Origin of the sequence: Luteibacter sp., assembly GCF_036500425.1 — a bacterium.
GTDB lineage: Bacteria > Pseudomonadota > Gammaproteobacteria > Xanthomonadales > Rhodanobacteraceae > Luteibacter.
This window is the reverse complement of the sequence record NZ_DASYCB010000015.1, coordinates 37,930-54,323: the sequence shown is the minus strand read 5'-3', so window position 1 is coordinate 54,323 and position 16,394 is coordinate 37,930. Positions and strand designations below refer to the sequence as shown.

The following is a 16,394-nucleotide window of genomic DNA, read 5'->3' as shown; positions in this document are numbered from 1 at the left end:
GTGCCCCGTACGGAGATAAACCCCATGCGCCAATCTGCCCTGCTGCTTGCGGCTGCCCTCGGCCTTGTCGTCGCCTCGCATGCCGCCGCGTCCGATCGCCCCGATCCGGGCAAGCTGACCACCAAGTGCCTGGATTCCGCGGCGAAGAAATTTGACGTGAAGAACGATTACATCCAGCTCCAGCCGATCCAGGCTGCCGATTCCGGCTACTCGATCGCCGGCATCGCCGATGCGGGCATGGATGGCAAGAAGAACTTCACCTGCCAGTTCGACAAGAAGGGCAAGCTCGCGAACCTCGTTCCCGAAGCGAAGTAAGTCTCATCGGTGGTCGCGCGCAGGGCGCGGCCACCGATCAATAAACCTCAGTCGGTGATCCCCAAGTCGATCTGGCTAATGGAAGCGGTAAATCGTTCGCTTGTAGGCGTTCGACTATGCTTCGCGTATATCGAATCGGTTGATCTTGCCACCGGCCAGATGAAAAACATGGATCACCGTCTTGTCCTTAAGGCCGTGATCCTGACCTTCGAGAGGCTGGCCACTGAGATCGCGGATCGTTTGTACGACTTCGACGGCCACTTCACTGTCCTCTAGTTTGAACCCGACGGGCTCGACGTGGGGGCTCACCAGGGACCACTGACGCGTCCAGTACTCGCGTACGGCTTCGCGGCCGTGGACGTGGCCGCCATCCATGCCGTTGGCCCAGGCGACATCGTCGGCTAGCACGGCGAGTACGCCGTCGATATTTCGGGCGTTAAAGTCGATGTACATGCGTTCGATCATCGGGATGTCGTTGCTTGACATGGTGTGTCCTCGGCGGGGGTGGCATCAGGGATTGACTGGGTACTCCACAGCCTTGCCCGATGCCTCGTGTTGATATATATGTACATATATATCTCCTCGTCAAGCGGTGCTTTGAATGAATGAAGATGTGCTTTCGACCCCCGGGCACCTCATCAGCCTTGCGGCGCGCGGCTTTGCGCGGCTGAGCGAGGCACGGTTGAAGCCCCTCGGTTTCGGCGTGGGTCACGTGCCTATTCTTGTAGCGCTACAGAACGGCAAGGCGAACACGCAACGCGACCTGGCCCGCTTCGCCAAGGTGGAGCAGCCACCGATGGCGCAGATGTTGGTGCGCATGGAACGGGATGGCCTGATCGAGCGAAGGCCCGATCCGGCGGATGGCCGTAGCAGCCTTGTCACGCTGACCAGGATGGCGAAGCAACGCTTGCCCAAAGCGACGACGACCCTGTTCGCAGGTAATCGCGAAGCACTGGACGGCTTCTCGGATGCGGAAGCCGCCCAGTTCATCGACATGTTGAAGCGCGTGATCGCGAACCTCGATCAGATGACCGGCACGGAACCCTGACGGCGTTTTCGTCTCTGTTCCATCCAGTCATACAGCACAGGCAACAACACCAGGGTCAGCAGGGTCGACGTGATCAAACCGCCTACCACTACGGTGGCGAGGGGTCGTTGGGTTTCCGCGCCTACGCCAATGGATAACAGCATCGGCACGAGCCCGAGGATCGCCACGCTTGCCGTCATCAGCACCGGGCGAAGGCGTAGCGCGGTACCACGGACCACCGCCTCGCGGACACCCAATCCCGCCTGTTGCTGTTCATTGAGGAAACTGACGAGCACGATGCCGTTGAGCATCGCCACGCCAAATACCGCGATAAAGCCGATGGCTGAAGGTACCGACAGGTACTGGCCGGTGATGAACAACCCGACGATACCGCCGATGGTGGCAAACGGCACGTTGGCGAGGATCAACGCCGCGTAGCGCACCGAATTGAATGCCGTATACAGCAGGACGAATATGAAGAAGATCGTGGCGGGAACGATGATCGCCAGGCGCTTCAACGCACGTTGCTGGTTCGCGAACGCACCGCCCCATTCGGTGTAGTAGCCGGTGGGCATCTTCACCGCCTTTGCGATGGCGGCATTGGCATCCTGCACGAAGCCATCGATATCACGGCCGCGTACATCCATCTGGATCACTGCGTAACGCTGCAACTGTTCGCGGCGGATGAAGGAGTACCCTTCGCCGGTGCTCACCTTCGCGACCTGGGACAACTGGACCAGGGCGCCCGAGGGCGTACTGACCGGAATGCGCTCGACATCCTGGACCGACGCCTTGTTGGCATCATTCAACCGGACTGTCATGTCGAAACGCTTCACTCCATCCAGCAGGGTACTGACGGGCTCCCCACCGATGCCATTGCGCACCACGGTGAGGATGTCTTCGGCGTTCAGTCCGTAACGCGCCAATGCGTCCCGATCCACCTCGATGCGGATCTGTGGCTTGCCAATATTCGCTTCCAGGGCAAGGTCCGCCACACCGGGCACGCCAGCCAGCACGTCCTTGACCCGGGCGCTGAGCCGATCGAGTTCACCCAGGTCATCGCCGTAGATCTTCAGCGCCAGCGTGGCCCGAACACCTGAAATCAACTCCTCGATACGCATCTGGATCGGCTGGGTATAGCTGACCACTGCCGTGGGCAGAATCGCACTCAGCTCGCGCTGCATGGCCTCCTGGAGGGTCTCGACCGTTTCGCCATTGCGCCACTGGTCCTTCGGCTTGAGTGGCGTGTAGACCTCCATGTAATTCACGTCGGCGGTTTCGCCCTTCTCGGCACGGCCGATCATGGCGAGGGTGGTATCCACTTCGGGAAACTTCGCCTTGATGCGGTCGGCCACGCGCTTCGAGATGTCGATCGATTCGTCGAGCGAAGCCGATGGAATCGACGTGATGCGCCACATGATGGCACCCTCGCGGAGGTTGGGCATGAACTCCTTGCCGAGGAAGGGGAACAACGCGAGCGCGCCGACCAGCGCGGCGGCGGCGATACCGATGACCGATTTGCGGTGACCCAGCGCCCAGGCAAGGAGACGGGCGTAGCCGCGTTTCAGGTAGGCAACAAGACGCGTGTCCTTCTCCTCCTTGGGCTTGAGGATCACGGCGGCAAGGACCGGGATCAGTGTCAATGCCAACAGCAGCGAACCGGCCATGGCGAAGCTGATGTTGAAGGCCATCGGCTTGAACATCTTGCCTTCCAACCCCTGCAGACTGAACAGAGGCAGGAAGACCACGATGATGATCAGGATCGCGAAGGCGATGGGGCTGGCCACCTCGCGGGCGGCTTGAAGGACCGCCGCCGTCTTGTCGACCTCCTCACCGTGCGCCTTCTTCTCCGCCATGATGCGGAAGGCGTTCTCGACCATGACCACGGCGCCGTCGACCATCATGCCGATACCGATCGCCAGGCCGGCCAGCGACATCAGGTTCGCGGAAAGTCCCACCTGGTCCATGCAGATGAACGCGATCAGCATGGCCAGCGGCAATGTCACGACCACGACCAGGGCGCTGCGCAGTTCGCCCAGGAAGAGGAACAGCACCAGGGCGACAAGGATCGAGCCTTCGATCAACGCACGCACGGCAGTACCGACCGCGGCGTTGACCAGATCAGTGCGTTCGTACACCGGCTTCACGACGGTTCCTTCGGGAAGGGCCTGCTTCACCGTATCGAGCTTGGCCTTGACCGCATCGACCACGCTTTTCGCGTTCTCACCGATGCGGGCCAGCGCCTGGCCCATCACCACTTCCTTGCCATCGCGGGTGACGGCGCCCGTACGCGGAGCGCCAGCCTCGGCCACGGTCGCGACATCACGGACGTAGATCGGCGTGCCGTCTTCGGACTTCAGGACGATGTTGCCGATGTCCTTACCGTTTTTGACCAGGCCGAGCCCACGGACGAGGTATTGCTCGCGCCCCACATCGATGAAGTTGCCGCCAACCTGCGCGTTGTTGGCCTCGAGCGCCTGGATCACGTCCTTGAAGCCCAGGTTATGCGCGATCAGGCGCATCGGGTCGATGCGGACCTGATACTGCTTCTGCTGGCCGCCCCAGGAAGTGACGTCGTCAACCCCGGGCGCGGTGCGCAGGATCAGGCGCACGGTCCAGTCCTGCAGCGTGCGCAGGTCCATGTCCGATGGCGCGTTCTTCAGTTTCTCATCGGCGCGCTCCACCGTGTACCAGAACACCTGGCCGAGTCCGGACGTATTCGGGCCCATTTCCGGCTTGCCGTAACCGGCGGGCAGACGATCACCGACTTGCTGGAGCCGCTCATTGACGAGCTGCCGCGCGAAGTAAATGTCCATGTCATCGTCGAAGTAAACAGCGACATAGGACAAGCCAAACAGGCTGACCGAGCGGATCTCCTGCACCTTGGGCAGGCCGGCAAGGGCCGATTCCACCGGCGTGGTCAGTAGTTGCTCGACATCCTCGGCGGCAAGCCCCGAGGCCTCGGTATAGATGTTGACCTGCACCGGCGTGACGTCGGGAAAGGCGTCGATCGGTAGCGTGCGTACGGCCTGGTAGCCCAGCGCAGCGATCACGGCGAATACAATGACGACCAGGACCTTGTACTTCAGCGATAAGGCGACAAGACGTTCCAGCATCACTCTTCTCCCAGCTGAGAACGAAGCATGCGTGCCTTGAGCGCGAACGCACCCTTGCTCACATACGGGGTACCGGCCTTGAGGCCTTGCTTCACTTCAGTCCAGCCGTCGCGGGTCTCGCCGACATCCACCGATACCGGCTCGAACTGGCCGGCTTGCTTCCCGCGTACGAAAACCGTGGCCTGGTTCTGCAGAAGCACGATCGCTTCCGCGGGCACGGCCAGCTGCTGCGTCTGTGACGCGATGCCGATACGCGCTTCGACCAGTTCACCGGCGTGCAGGAGGTCGTGCTCGTTCGGTACCTGGATGCGTACGTTGACCGTTCGGGTTTTCTCGTCGGTCTGGTGCGAGCGCTGGATCACGCTACCCTTGAGTTCGCTGCCATGCGCGATCACGGTCACGGCCGCGCCTGGCTGCACCTGTTCCGCCACGGCGGGGGCAAGGCGGGCCTCGACCCATACCGAGGACTCGGCGACGATCGTGAACAACGCCCGGCCCGGCTCGATGCGTTCACCGACCATGAAGTCGTCCGTGGTCACCCGCCCGGCCTGCGGTGCCAGCAATTCGAAACTGCCATCCGCCGCTGATGAGCCGCGCTTCACGAGGCGGTTGATCTGTCCGTCCGAGAGGCCGTAGGCCTTCAGCTTCGCCCTGGCCTGGTCGCGCTGGACCAGTGCTTCGTTATAACGGCGGGCGGAGACTGCTTGTGCCCCGAGCGATGCCACGCGTGACCAGTCCTGGCTCGCTACGATCAACTGGCCCTGGGTTTCCGCCACGTCGACGCTGGAGAGCACGACCAGCGGTTGGTCGGCTTTGACGACATCGCCTAACTTCACCTTGCGGGCCACGACCTGCGAAGCCACTCGCGGTGAGACCAACGCGGTGGAATACGCATCGACCCGCACTTCGCCCGGTGCGCGCACCTGATCGGTCAATGTGCGGACGGCCGCGTTGCTGACGGTGATCCCGGCTTCCTTGATCGCCGCGGCGTCGAGCACCAGTGGGTTGCTGCCTGCGGCTTCGGCGGGCTTTTCCGCCTGATCGGCGAGGGCCACCGGTGCCAGTAGGGCAAGCGTCATCACCCCGGCGGCAGCCATGGCGGTCATACAAAAGGATTTACGAATCATGGCGAGGCTTCCTTGGAGTTGCCGTCCACCCACTCGGTGAGGCGGCCGGCGGCGGCGAGGTAGTCGAACCACGCCTGCCAGGTCTGGCTTTCGAGGGCGATACCGGAGAGGGCGGTGTCCAGGCTCTGCTTGAGCTGGATGAGGTAGTCGGAGGTACTGATCTCGCCGGCCTGCCACAGCTTGTCGAGCAGGGCGGCGCGCTCATCGAAGGCGCCGGCACGACCCTGGCGGAAGCCTTCGCTGGCCGCGCGCATCGCGGCATAGGTCGATTGCGCCTGCTTGATCCGGGCATTGGAACGCAGCTCGGTCGCACGGCGCGAGGCATAAGCCGCGTCGGCGTCCGCGCGCGCCGCGCTGACGTCATAGCGCCCGCTGTTACGTAACGGGATCGGCATGGAGACGCTGACCCCGACGACACGATCGGTACGCGGGCCACTACGTACCTGGCCACCGGTCAGGCTGATGGTCGGGTCCGGCCGGCGGTTGCGATCGGCCACGGTCACCGCGGCATCCGCACGCTCCTGTTCGGCCTGGGCCTGGCGAAGCTCGGGGCGATCGGCGGCGAGCGCAGGAACGATCGTGGCGGCGAGGGGTGGAAGGTCCTGCGGTAAATCGGGCAATGCGCCTTCCACTTCGCCGCCGAGCGCGGCCAGCGCCGCAAGGGCTTCGGCCTGCTGGGCGTCCAGCGATGCCTGCTGGATCTGCGCCTCACCCAGCGCGAGGCCGGCAAGGTCGCGCTCGGTACTGCTGATGTCGCCGACCTTGAGGCGTTGACCAGCGAGCGTATCGAAGCGGCGCATCAGCTCGAGGCGACGTTGGCCCAGCGCGATCTGCTCGCGCGTCAGTGCGACACCGGACCACGCCTTCAACCAGTCGTGCGCGACATCGCGGCGTTCCACGACAAAGGCGGCTTCTTGTGCGCGCACCTCGGCGTCACCTTGTGTCGCGCGCGCCTTGCGCTTGCCGAACACATCGAGCGTGAGGCTGGCACCTGCGGTACGGCGGTCGACGTCGGCGTTCTCACCGTCGAGCTGCAGCGATGGGTTGTACACGGGTTGGGCAGCGGCCCGCGCACGCTCGTGGGCGGCGCGAAGGTTGGCTTCGGCGGCCTGGATCTGCGGGTTCTTTCCCCACAGGTCGCGGATCGCCGCCTGCAAGGCGGGCGGCGGTACGGGCAACGATGACGTCCCGGCCGTGGCGGGCTGGCCCATGGCGGAGACGACGAGCAACACGCACAGGGCGCCCAGCGGCGCTGCACGTAAAACGAACATGGTGGGGTTCTCCTAAGACACAAGCGATCCGCACCGCTGCCGAAGCAGCGATGCGCCATGGCGAGTGCTTAGGCGATCGGCGGCCGCAAGGGCGATGCGGTGGGACGCAAGGAAGGCGCGACCGGTGCGTGGGTCTCGATGCCAGGCAGGAGCACGCTGGCGACGGTATCGAAGGATGTGGCAGGCAGGGTGACGGCGTGGGCGCAGGCGCAGTGGCAACCGCCCGGCTCGCCGAGTATGCAGGATTCATCACCCTGGCTATCGTTCGTAACCGCGGCGGCCCATGCGGCCTCGCTGGTGGCGCCCGCATGGCTGGTGCCCACGAAATTGCCCGGATCGTCGAGCAGGCATGCCGTCGATGCCGCGAACTTGATCAGCATGGCCAGGGCCACAAGCATCCACGCGCCCCGGTGGAGGCGTAAGCGCTGGAGGAAACTGGCGGCGGGGGCATGCATGGGTCGGAGCGTAGGGGTGTTGGGTGATGTTAGACAATCACGCGTCGCGCCGTCGTTCACCGTTTGGGCGGCCCATCGCGCGCAAGCGCGCTCCTACCATGCCCTGTAGGAGCGCGCTTGCGCGCGATGGACCTTGCGTCACGGCTTCGCCGGAGCGACCAGCATCCCAATCGTACCCATCCACGTCTCCGCCAATGCCGGCCACCCTGTAATGGGATTTTCCGTAGGCCTCAGACCGAAGGCATGGCCACCCTTCGCGTAGAGATGCATTTCCGTGGGGATATCGGCCTTCTTCAATGCAAGGAAATAAGTCAGCGATTCACGCACATCATCGGTCGGGTCGTTCTCCGCCTGAATGATGAGCGTCGGCGGCGCATGGGGATCGATCTTCACGCCGGGATCCAGCGTAAGACCCGGCTCGGTCCAGAGGTGCCCCGGGTAGAGTGCGATGGCGAAGTCGGGCCGCACGCTCTGCTTATCGGCCGCGTCAACGGGTTTGTAGCTACGTTTCGGATGGTTGCTCGTATCAGCGACCATGCGTCCGCCCGCGGAAAAACCGATCACGCCGATCTTGTTCGGGTCGACGCCATACTTTGCAGCGTTTTCACGCAACAGGCTGATGGCACGCTGCGCATCCTGCAGCGCCATCGGCTCTTTCGGATCACGCCGGCAGTTACATTCATCATTCCAGTACGGACCGGAACCGGGCACGCGGTACTTCACGACCACGCAGGTGATGCCTTTCGCCGTCACCCAATCGCAGACCTCAGTGCCTTCCAGATCGATCGCCAGGACGCGGTAACCACCGCCTGGAAACACGACCATCGCGACGCCGGTGTTCGTACCCTTCGCGGGATACACCGTCATCGTGGGCCGGGAGACGTGCTCGACCATGGTGATCGACTGGTCGGCGATCTTGCCCTTGCTGGTGCCGAACACCTCGGGGCCCGGGTAGGCGGGCGCAGCGATCTTCATGCCTTCGGGCCACAGTGACGTTTGCACGCCCGGTGCCGCAGGCTCCCAGGGACGGTTCTGCACATTGACCAGGCCACCGCTACCGGTGGTGTACGCGAAAGCGCCGGTCGGTAGCAGAAGCGTGGCGACCAGGCCGATCCATGTTGCCTTGTTCATGATGTCTTCCCCATTGATGGGTGCGCACGACGGGCCACCGGCCTAGCGGCAGGAGGCGGCAGCGCCCACCTTGGCCCCGACTGCTGGCAAATTCATGGCGGCCAGCAGGGCGTGCCGGGGCATACCGGGGCACAGACGGGTCGATCAGGCCGCGGCGACCGTGTAATCCATGTTGCGCAGGTCGTCGAGCAGGCTCGGGCCGGTCGGAGTCCAGCCGAGGCGTTCGCGGGTGAGTTTGCTCGATGCGCTGAGGTCGAGACCGGCGAACATGCCGAGCCAGCCGAAGTGGGCCTGCGCTTGCTCCGGTGTGAGTGACTTCAGCGGGAGATTCAGGCCGGCGGCCACGACCGTGGCAATGTCTCGCACACGCACACCTTCTTCGTCGACCGCGTTATAGCGCGCGCCCGCTTCAGCGCGTTCCACGGCAAGCACATACGCCCGCGCAACGTCATCGACATGCGCCGCCGGCCAGCGGTTGCTGCCCTCGCCCAGATAACCGACCAGGCCTTTCTCCCGCGAGATATCGATGAACGGGGAAATCAGGCCCTGCCGCTTCGTGTCGTGCACCTGGGGCAGGCGCATCACCGAGACATTCACACCCGCCTCCAGCAGCGCCTGACCGGCTTGCTCCGAAGCGACGCGCGGGTTCGGGTGCGCGAAGTTGACGACATCCTCGGTGGCGAGCCCCTGGCCGCCACCTTGGCCGAGGCCGGTCCCTGAGGTGATGAGCAGTGGACGCTGCGAGCCTTTGAGCACCGAGCCCAGCGCGGTGATGACGCTGCGATCCTTCTCGCAGTTCGCAACGAAGTGGGAGAAGTCGTGGTCGAAGGCGGTGTGGATGACGGCATCGGCGTTGGCGGCGCCTGCGCGGATGCCATCCAGGTCTTCGAGGGTGGCGTGGTGTGCTTCGGCACCCGCCTTGGCCAGCCAGGTCGCGCCTGACTCAGAGCGCGTCATGCCCAGCACCTGATGGCCGGCGGCGAGGAGTTGGGGAACGATGCGGGAGCCGATAAACCCGGTGGCACCGGTGAGGAAAATACGCATGGATGACGCTCCAGTGGGTAACGGTTGTCCAGTCTGGCGACGCGGACTACCCTGTTAAAGTAGTGACGCTATCCTGTTATAAGGACCACCCGGCTCGCCCATGCCCATCGATCTCGGCAACGCTCTAGGCCACTTCCTCCGCGACCGGCGCGCGCGCCTGGATCCGGTGACGTTCGGTTTCGCTCCGGGGCGCCGACGCACCCCCGGCCTGCGCCGCGAAGAAGTCGCACAACGCTCGAACATCAGCCCTACCTGGTATACGTGGCTAGAGCAGGGCCGTGGCGGCGCGCCATCGACCGATGTGCTCAACCGCCTGGCCAGCGGCCTCATGCTCACCGAGTTCGAACGCGAGCACATGTTCATCCTGGCGTTGGGCCATCCGCCGGAGCCGCGTTACAAGGAGCCAGAGGGGATCACGCCGCGCCTGCAGCGCGTCCTCGATGCCCTGCCGACCAGCCCCGCGATCCTGCGCACGGCCACTTGGGATGTGGTCGCATGGAACCGCGCCGCGGCGACGGTGTTGACGGATTATTCGACGCTGCCGCGCGAGAGCCGGAACATCCTCCGCCTGATGTTCTTAAACCCGCGCGTACGCGTGGCGCAGGACGACTGGCTGCGTGTGGCGCAGTTCGTGGTGGCCTCGTTCCGCGCCGATGCCGCGCGCGCCGGCGCCACCGCGGAGATTACCCAGCTCGTCGAAGAACTCTCGGGTAACAGCCCGGAATTTGAAGCGCTCTGGCGCAACAACGATATCGCCAGTCACGGCGATGGATTGAAGCGGTTGCACCACCCCGTGCTGGGACCGATCGAACTGGAGTTCTCGACCTTCGCCGTGGAGGGTCGGCCCGATCTCACCCTGATGATTTACAACCCCAGCACGGCGGAGACCACCGAAGCGGTGCGCCGGCTGGTCGAAAAGCCGGACCCCGCAGGGCTGGCTATTCCAGGGTGAAACCCACCTTAAGGGTCACTTGCCAGTGGGCGACCTTGCCCTCCTCGACGTAGCCGCGGGTCTCGGTGACCTTGAACCAGCGGATATCGCGAATGGTGCGCGAGGCACGCTCGATCGCACAGCGGACGGCCGCGTCGACGCCATCGGGCGAGGAACCGGTGAGCTCGACAGTTTTGTAAACGTGGTCGGACATAGCAGCACCCTCTGTGAAGGAATGTTGACGATGAGCCAGACGATGTTGCAACAACGTGAGGCTGGTCCGTCAAACCAACGTGATGACGTTCCGGGCCACGGGGCTGGCGTATCACCCGCTGGCGGTCCATGCTCCATGGCGTTTGCACAGGGTGGGGTGGTATGAGCGAGGGGCAACAGCAGAATCCGGCCAGCGCGGTGTCGCTGGGCCAGAGCGATACGCAGTTCCGCCTGCTGGTGGAAGGCGTCGCCGATTACGCCATCTATATGATCACCCCACACGGCCGGGTCGCCAGCTGGAATTCCGGTGCGCAGCGGATCAAGGGCTACGCCCCTGCCGAAATTATCGGCCACCACTATCGTGAGTTCTACACGGAGGCCGACCGGGCTACGCAGGAACCCGAGCACAACCTGCACCGGGCGGCGACCGAGGGTCGCGTCGAAGCCGAGGGATGGCGTGTCCGCAAGGATGGCAGCCGGTTCTGGGCGCACGTCGTCATCGATCGCATCCTTGATGACCAGGGGCAGCTCGTGGGCTTTGCCAAGGTCACCCGCGATGTCACCGAGCAGCGCCAGGCCGCGACACAACTGGAGGAAGCTCGCGAGGCCTTGTTTCAGTCGCAGAAAATGGAAGCCATCGGCCAGCTCACCGGCGGTATGGCGCACGACTTCAATAACCTGCTCATGGCGATCCAGAGTTCGCTCGACCTGCTCGGGCGCCACCTGCCCGATGACACACGGGTGCAGAACCTGATCGGCATCGCCCAGTCCGGCGTGATCCGCGGCAAAAACCTTTCCCAGCGCATGCTGGCCTTTGCCCGCAAGCAAGAGCTGAAGCCGCAGGTGGTCGATGTCGTCGATCTTGTCCACGGCATGTCCGAGCTGATCGATGGGGCGCTCGGTGCGCGCTTCCAGCTCGCTACGCGCTTCGCCTTCCAGTTGGATCGCGTGGTGGTCGACCCCCACCAACTGGAGCTGGCAGTACTCAACCTGGTGGTAAACGCGCGCGACGCCTATGGCGATGAAGGCGGCCGTATCTCGATCGAAGCCGATCTCGTAAACGCCCCGCATTCGGATGTGCCGGGCCTTGCCGACGGCCGCTACGTCCGCGTGGCCGTGATCGATCACGGGCCGGGTATGGACGAACGTACCCTCGCCCGCGCGATGGATCCGTTCTTCACCACGAAGGATATCGGCAAGGGCACGGGTCTGGGCCTTTCGATGGTGCAGGGGCTGGCCGCGCAATCGTGCGGACGCCTGGTCTTGCGCAGCCAGGTCGCCGTTGGCACACGCGCGGATATCTGGCTGCCGACCACTGAGCTGTGTGAACAAGCGACGCACGCGCCCACGCCACCCGTTGCTGTCGCTACGCACAGCGCACCCATGGGCACACTGCGTATCCTCGCCGTGGATGACGACGTACTGGTCCTCTCCACGTTGAAGGCCTTGCTTGAGGACATGGGCCACGCCGTGACCGCGGCGTCTTCCGGCGCACGCGCGATCGAGGTGCTGCAGGGCACGGATCATTTCGACCTGCTGTTGACCGACTACGCCATGCCCCGGCTAACCGGCGCCGATGTCGCCCTGGCCGCCCGCGCGGCACGCCCGGGCTTGCCGATCGTATTAGCCACCGGCTATGCCGAAGAGGCGATGGACGACGTCCCTGGCCTCATACGCCTCGGCAAACCGTTCGACCGGCAGAACCTCGCCGACGCTATCGAGCGCGCCATCGCACACTAGCGCGCCCGCTGTAGGAGCGCGCTCGCGCGCGATCCCGCTCCGCTCAAGGCGTAAGCACAATCTTCCCCACGCTCTCGTTACTCTCCATCCGCTCATGCGCCTCAGCCGCCTGCGCTAATGGAAACACGCTATCCACGACGGGTTGAAGCTCACCGTTCGCGAAGTGATCCAGCCAGGTATCACGAAAACGTTTCGTCATCGCTTGCTTCTCCGCCTGCGGCCGGGACTTCATCACCGTGCCGAAGATATGCAGGTGCCGATAGAGAAGGCGCTTCAGATCCAGTACCTGCGGCTCACTACCACCTAACAAACCCACTTGCACGAGACGCCCACCGAAATCGAGCGATGCCAGATTGCGGTCGAAGTAATCCGCGCCGACGAAGTCGATGATCAGATCGACGCCGTTGCCATCGGTAGCCTCCTGCACCGCCTGTGCGAAGTCGGTACTGGTGTAGTCGATGCCGACATCGGCGCCAAGCTCGCGCACCCGCGCCAGCTTGGCGGCCTTCGCGGTCGCGAAGACGCGCGCACCGCAGGCTTTCGCCAGTTGCACCGCAGCCGAACCCACACCGCTGGCCGCGGCATGGATCAGTACGCTCTCACCGGTCACCAGGCGGCCAAGATGGACAAGCGCCTCGTGCGCGGTCACGAAGACCTCGGGAATCGCCGCCGCCTGCACGTAGTCCACCCGGCCGGGGATCGCCATGGCCATGCGGTAGTCCATGCGCGCGAACTCCGCGTAGGCACCGCCGCCCACGATCCCCATCACCCGGTCGCCAAGCCGCCACTGGCGGACCTCGTTGCCCATCGCGACAACCTCACCCGCGATCTCCAGCCCCATCAGGGAGGAGTCGCCGAAGTCCGAACGACCGTAGTGGCCCTGGCGGTGCAGCACATCCGCCCGGTTGACGCCCGCGGCGCGCACGCGCACCAGCAGATCGTGTGGCCGGACGGCCGGTTCGGGGAGTTCGGTGAGCTGGAGCACCGATGCCGCGCCAAATTCGTTGAAGGCGATGGCTCGCATGTGTGTCGCCAAGTGCAGGGAAGCGCCTAGCTTGCGCCGATTTTCGCATGCATGGCGTCATGTTCGACGGGATCGAACGTTCCCATTCGGCACATGGAACGGCAATCCCCCGGATCCGGCGCATCGTATCTCCATCATCCATCCCACCCGGAGATCCGCCATGTCCCGTCTTACCGATAAGGTTGCCCTCGTCACCGGTGCCAGTTCCGGCATCGGCCGTGCCACCGCCAGGCTGTTTGCCGCCGAAGGGACCAGTGTGGTCGTCGGCGCGCGTAGCTGACAGCTGTTCAGGTGGGCGCGCTACAATGCGCCCACCTTCCGTCCTGCCTGGGTGTGCATCCGATGCGCCAGTAATGCCGCCGTCCCTCGAGACGGCCAGCCCTCCTCCCGCCCCGTCATTCATGCGGGGAGTGCGCGGCATGCCAGGTGATATCGATGACCCCCTCTCTCCTGACGCTGGAAGGCGTCTCGTTCGTCCTGCCCGATGGCAGGGTTCTCTTTCGCGACCTGTTTGAAAGCCTCGACGCGCGCCCTACGGGCCTCGTGGGCGGTAACGGCGTGGGTAAATCCGTGCTCGGGCAGGTATGCGCCGGGGTGCTGCCTCCAACGTCAGGTGTTTGCCGCGGCCAGGCTGGCGTGTATTACCTTGCGCAGCAGTCCGATCCAGGCGAGGGCACCGTCGCCTCGCTGGCGGGTGTGGACGCCGTGCTTCTTGCATTGTCCCGGATCGAAGCGGGTAGCGTTGACGGCGCTGATTTCGACACCGTAGGTACGCGCTGGGATATGCGTGAGCGCCTTGCAGACGCACTCACGGGTATGGGGCTATCGCATCTGGCGGAAGACACACCCGCCTCGCAACTGAGCGGCGGCGAGGCTATGCGCGTCGCGCTACTCGGCGCACGACTGGCGGATGCTGACTACCTCATCCTCGACGAACCCACCAATCATCTCGACGGCGTGCATCGCGCGGCGTTGATGGCATGGTTCAAGGCGTGGCGAGGCGGCCTGCTCGTCATCAGCCACGATCGCACGCTGCTCAACGACATGACGCGGATACTGGAGCTCGGCCCCGATGGACTACGCTCATTTGGTGGGGGCTATGACGCGTACGCGGCGCAGAAAGCGGAAGAGAACGGTGCCGCGTTACGCGAACTCGCCAGCGCCAAAGCGGAGCGAAGCCGCGGTGAGCGAGCGCTGCGTGAGCTCAGCGAGCGCCAGGCTCGCCGCAGCGCCCGCGGCGAGCGTGCCGGCAAGACCGCGAACCAGGCGCCTATCCTGCTTGGGCGGCGAAAGGAGCAAGGTGAGGCGAGCGCGGGCAAGTTTCGCGCGCAGCAGACACTGCAGCGTGAGCAACTCAACGAGCGCACGCGCCACGCGGCTGACCGGGTGGGTCCGAGTACCCAGGTCGTACTGCGCGCGCCGGGCGTAGGGGCCACAGAGGGGCGAGTCGCGCGGCTTTCGAACGTCGTGCTTCCCTGGGGTCCGGTTCATCTGCGCAGCGTCGACCTCACGATCTCAGGTTCGCAGCGCATGGGCATCGTCGGACCGAATGGGAGCGGTAAATCTACCCTGCTCAAGGTGCTTGCAGGCGAAGTCGCTCCCGCGGCAGGCATCGCAGAGGTCTACGTCCCTTTCGCGCGCCTCGACCAACGCCTCTCACAACTCGACGCCGCGCGCACGATCCTTGATCAACTCATGGACGCCGCCCCTGGGGTTGCCGAAGGCGAGCTGCGAACCCGCCTTGCCCTGCTCGGGCTCGAAACCTCACTAGTCAAGCGTCCGACCGGGGAACTCAGCGGTGGCGAACGCCTGAAAGCGGCACTCGCCCTCGCCGTGCTGTCCACGCCCCCCGCGCAGCTGCTGCTCCTGGACGAGCCGACGAATCATCTTGATCTCGCATCCGTGCAGGCCGTTGAACGCATGCTCCGCGAATACCCAGGCGCCCTTCTCGTGGTATCGCACGACGCTGCGTTCCTCAGCGAACTCAACCTCACCCATCACTTCGGAGCAAGCGCCGCCGGCTGGAAATTTGACACGGCGTAAGGCAAGTTCGCACGCCACGGAAGAGACTCCGCGGAAGCTCAAGCGGTCTGCGCCCGGAGGTTGGGCTCAGTCATCCCACTCCGGCGCGAGGCCTTCAGGATCCACCTCGCGGCCGTTCCGCTCAAGCATTCCGATCGCGGCCATATCCTCGTAGGCGAGCTCGAGATCCTTTGCCAACAGATTGCTTGCGAGATTCTCGCGGCGGGTGGAAGACGGAATCACGGCGTAGCCCATCTGCAGCGCCCACGCGAGGGCGACCTGCGCCACGGTGGCTTCATATTTCTGGGCGATACGAGCCAGCACCGGGTCCGTCAATACCTTGCCGTAGGCCAAGGTCATGTACGAGGTCACCGGAATACCACGGGATTCCAGGAAGGCGACGAGCTTGCGATTCTGCAGGTACGGGCTGAGTTCGATCTGATTCGTGGCGAGGCCACCCTCTCCCACGACGCCAATAGCCCGACGCGTCTGCTCGATGTTGAAGTTGCTGACGCCGATAGCGCGTGCCAGGCCCCGGGCCCGCGCGTCGGCGAGTGCTTCGATCGTCTGTTCCAGCGGAACGGCATGGCCGGGTGCGGGCCAGTGGATCAGGGCGAGGTCCACGCGGTCGGTGCGGAGCTTCGCGAGGCTTTCCGCCAGGCTCGCCGCGAGCTTGTCCGGCGCGTGGTGGTCAATCCAGACTTTGGTGGTGAGGTAAAGCTGGTCGCGCGGCACGCCGGACGCTGCGATGGCGCTGCCGATCTCCGCTTCATTGCCGTAGATCTGCGCGGTATCGATGGCGCGGTAGCCGAGCTCAAGACCCATGCTGACGCTTTCAATGACAGTGCTGCCGGTCAGGCGGAAGGTGCCGAGGCCAAAACGGGGAAGGGCCATGCGCGTAATCCTCAATAGGGGGCGATGGGCGAATTCTCCGGGGCTTACCTTTGCCAAAAAAGCCGCGTATAAGCGAATCACATT

The 16,394-nt window shown here is 64.4% G+C and carries 15 protein-coding genes and 1 pseudogene; 6 read left to right on the top strand and 10 right to left on the bottom strand.

All coding sequences use genetic code 11. From position 1 onward, the window contains the following. The first annotated feature begins 24 nt into the window (after positions 1-24). Complete coding sequence (locus tag VGN46_RS03115; protein ID WP_331640517.1) at positions 25-315, top strand: hypothetical protein; 291 nt, start codon at positions 25-27, stop codon at positions 313-315. A 114-nt stretch (positions 316-429) separates the two neighbouring features. Here VGN46_RS03115 and VGN46_RS03110 read toward each other — a convergent pair whose 3' ends face one another. After that, complete coding sequence (locus VGN46_RS03110) at positions 430-801, bottom strand: nuclear transport factor 2 family protein (protein ID WP_331640515.1); 372 nt, start codon at positions 799-801, stop codon at positions 430-432. A 115-nt stretch (positions 802-916) separates the two neighbouring features. On the opposite strand from VGN46_RS03110, the gene VGN46_RS03105 reads away from it, so the two are divergent. Further along, on the top strand, positions 917-1,363 hold the full coding sequence (locus VGN46_RS03105) for a MarR family winged helix-turn-helix transcriptional regulator (protein ID WP_331640513.1): 447 nt from the start codon (positions 917-919) through the stop codon (positions 1,361-1,363). Here VGN46_RS03105 and VGN46_RS03100 read toward each other — a convergent pair. From VGN46_RS03100 to VGN46_RS03075, 6 genes are all read right to left on the bottom strand, one after another. Continuing rightward, positions 1,339-4,458: a CusA/CzcA family heavy metal efflux RND transporter gene (locus tag VGN46_RS03100; protein ID WP_331640510.1), complete on the bottom strand. Its 3,120-nt coding sequence runs from the start codon at positions 4,456-4,458 to the stop codon at positions 1,339-1,341. The genes VGN46_RS03105 and VGN46_RS03100 overlap by 25 nt on opposite strands. Further along, positions 4,458-5,585 (bottom strand): efflux RND transporter periplasmic adaptor subunit, encoded by a 1,128-nt coding sequence (locus VGN46_RS03095; protein ID WP_331640508.1) that lies wholly within the window; start codon positions 5,583-5,585, stop codon positions 4,458-4,460. The genes VGN46_RS03100 and VGN46_RS03095 overlap by 1 nt, the downstream gene beginning before the upstream one ends. After that, on the bottom strand, positions 5,582-6,856 hold the full coding sequence (locus tag VGN46_RS03090; protein WP_331640505.1) for a TolC family protein: 1,275 nt from the start codon (positions 6,854-6,856) through the stop codon (positions 5,582-5,584). The genes VGN46_RS03095 and VGN46_RS03090 overlap by 4 nt, the downstream gene beginning before the upstream one ends. A 68-nt stretch (positions 6,857-6,924) precedes the next feature. Continuing rightward, entirely contained in the window at positions 6,925-7,254 is a 330-nt protein-coding gene (locus VGN46_RS03085; RefSeq protein WP_331640503.1) for a hypothetical protein, read from the bottom strand. Positions 7,255-7,449: 195 nt separating this feature from the next. Further along, positions 7,450-8,442: an alpha/beta hydrolase gene (locus tag VGN46_RS03080; RefSeq protein WP_331640501.1), complete on the bottom strand. Its 993-nt coding sequence runs from the start codon at positions 8,440-8,442 to the stop codon at positions 7,450-7,452. A gap of 144 nt (positions 8,443-8,586) precedes the next feature. Next, the gene (locus tag VGN46_RS03075; RefSeq protein WP_331640499.1) at positions 8,587-9,486 is read right to left on the bottom strand and encodes an SDR family oxidoreductase; all 900 of its coding nucleotides are present in this window, start codon (positions 9,484-9,486) and stop codon (positions 8,587-8,589) included. A 100-nt stretch (positions 9,487-9,586) separates the two neighbouring features. Here VGN46_RS03075 and VGN46_RS03070 point away from each other — a divergent pair, with 100 nt between their 5' ends. Then, positions 9,587-10,438 (top strand): helix-turn-helix transcriptional regulator, encoded by an 852-nt coding sequence (locus tag VGN46_RS03070; RefSeq protein WP_331640497.1) that lies wholly within the window; start codon positions 9,587-9,589, stop codon positions 10,436-10,438. Here the strand turns inward: VGN46_RS03070 and VGN46_RS03065 are convergent. Then, positions 10,425-10,631: a dodecin gene (locus tag VGN46_RS03065; protein ID WP_331640495.1), complete on the bottom strand. Its 207-nt coding sequence runs from the start codon at positions 10,629-10,631 to the stop codon at positions 10,425-10,427. The genes VGN46_RS03070 and VGN46_RS03065 overlap by 14 nt on opposite strands. Before the next feature lie 161 nt (positions 10,632-10,792). Here VGN46_RS03065 and VGN46_RS03060 point away from each other — a divergent pair, with 161 nt between their 5' ends. Then, positions 10,793-12,370, top strand: coding sequence for a PAS domain S-box protein (locus tag VGN46_RS03060; RefSeq protein WP_331640493.1), 1,578 nt, complete (start codon positions 10,793-10,795; stop codon positions 12,368-12,370). A 43-nt stretch (positions 12,371-12,413) separates the two neighbouring features. On the opposite strand, the gene VGN46_RS03055 is transcribed toward VGN46_RS03060, so the two are convergent. Continuing rightward, positions 12,414-13,394, bottom strand: coding sequence for an NAD(P)H-quinone oxidoreductase (locus VGN46_RS03055; protein WP_331640491.1), 981 nt, complete (start codon positions 13,392-13,394; stop codon positions 12,414-12,416). A 160-nt stretch (positions 13,395-13,554) separates the two neighbouring features. On the opposite strand from VGN46_RS03055, the pseudogene VGN46_RS03050 reads away from it, so the two are divergent. Together VGN46_RS03050 and VGN46_RS03045 are read left to right on the top strand one after the other, a co-directional pair. Continuing rightward, a pseudogene (locus VGN46_RS03050) lies at positions 13,555-13,668 on the top strand (SDR family NAD(P)-dependent oxidoreductase); the annotation flags it as partial. Between the two features lie 161 nt (positions 13,669-13,829). Then, positions 13,830-15,437: an ATP-binding cassette domain-containing protein gene (locus VGN46_RS03045; protein WP_331640489.1), complete on the top strand. Its 1,608-nt coding sequence runs from the start codon at positions 13,830-13,832 to the stop codon at positions 15,435-15,437. Positions 15,438-15,503: 66 nt separating this feature from the next. On the opposite strand, the gene dkgB is transcribed toward VGN46_RS03045, so the two are convergent. Then, positions 15,504-16,310, bottom strand: a complete 807-nt coding sequence (gene dkgB, locus VGN46_RS03040; RefSeq protein ID WP_331640486.1) for a 2,5-didehydrogluconate reductase DkgB — start codon at positions 16,308-16,310, stop codon at positions 15,504-15,506. Positions 16,311-16,394: the final 84 nt, after the last annotated feature.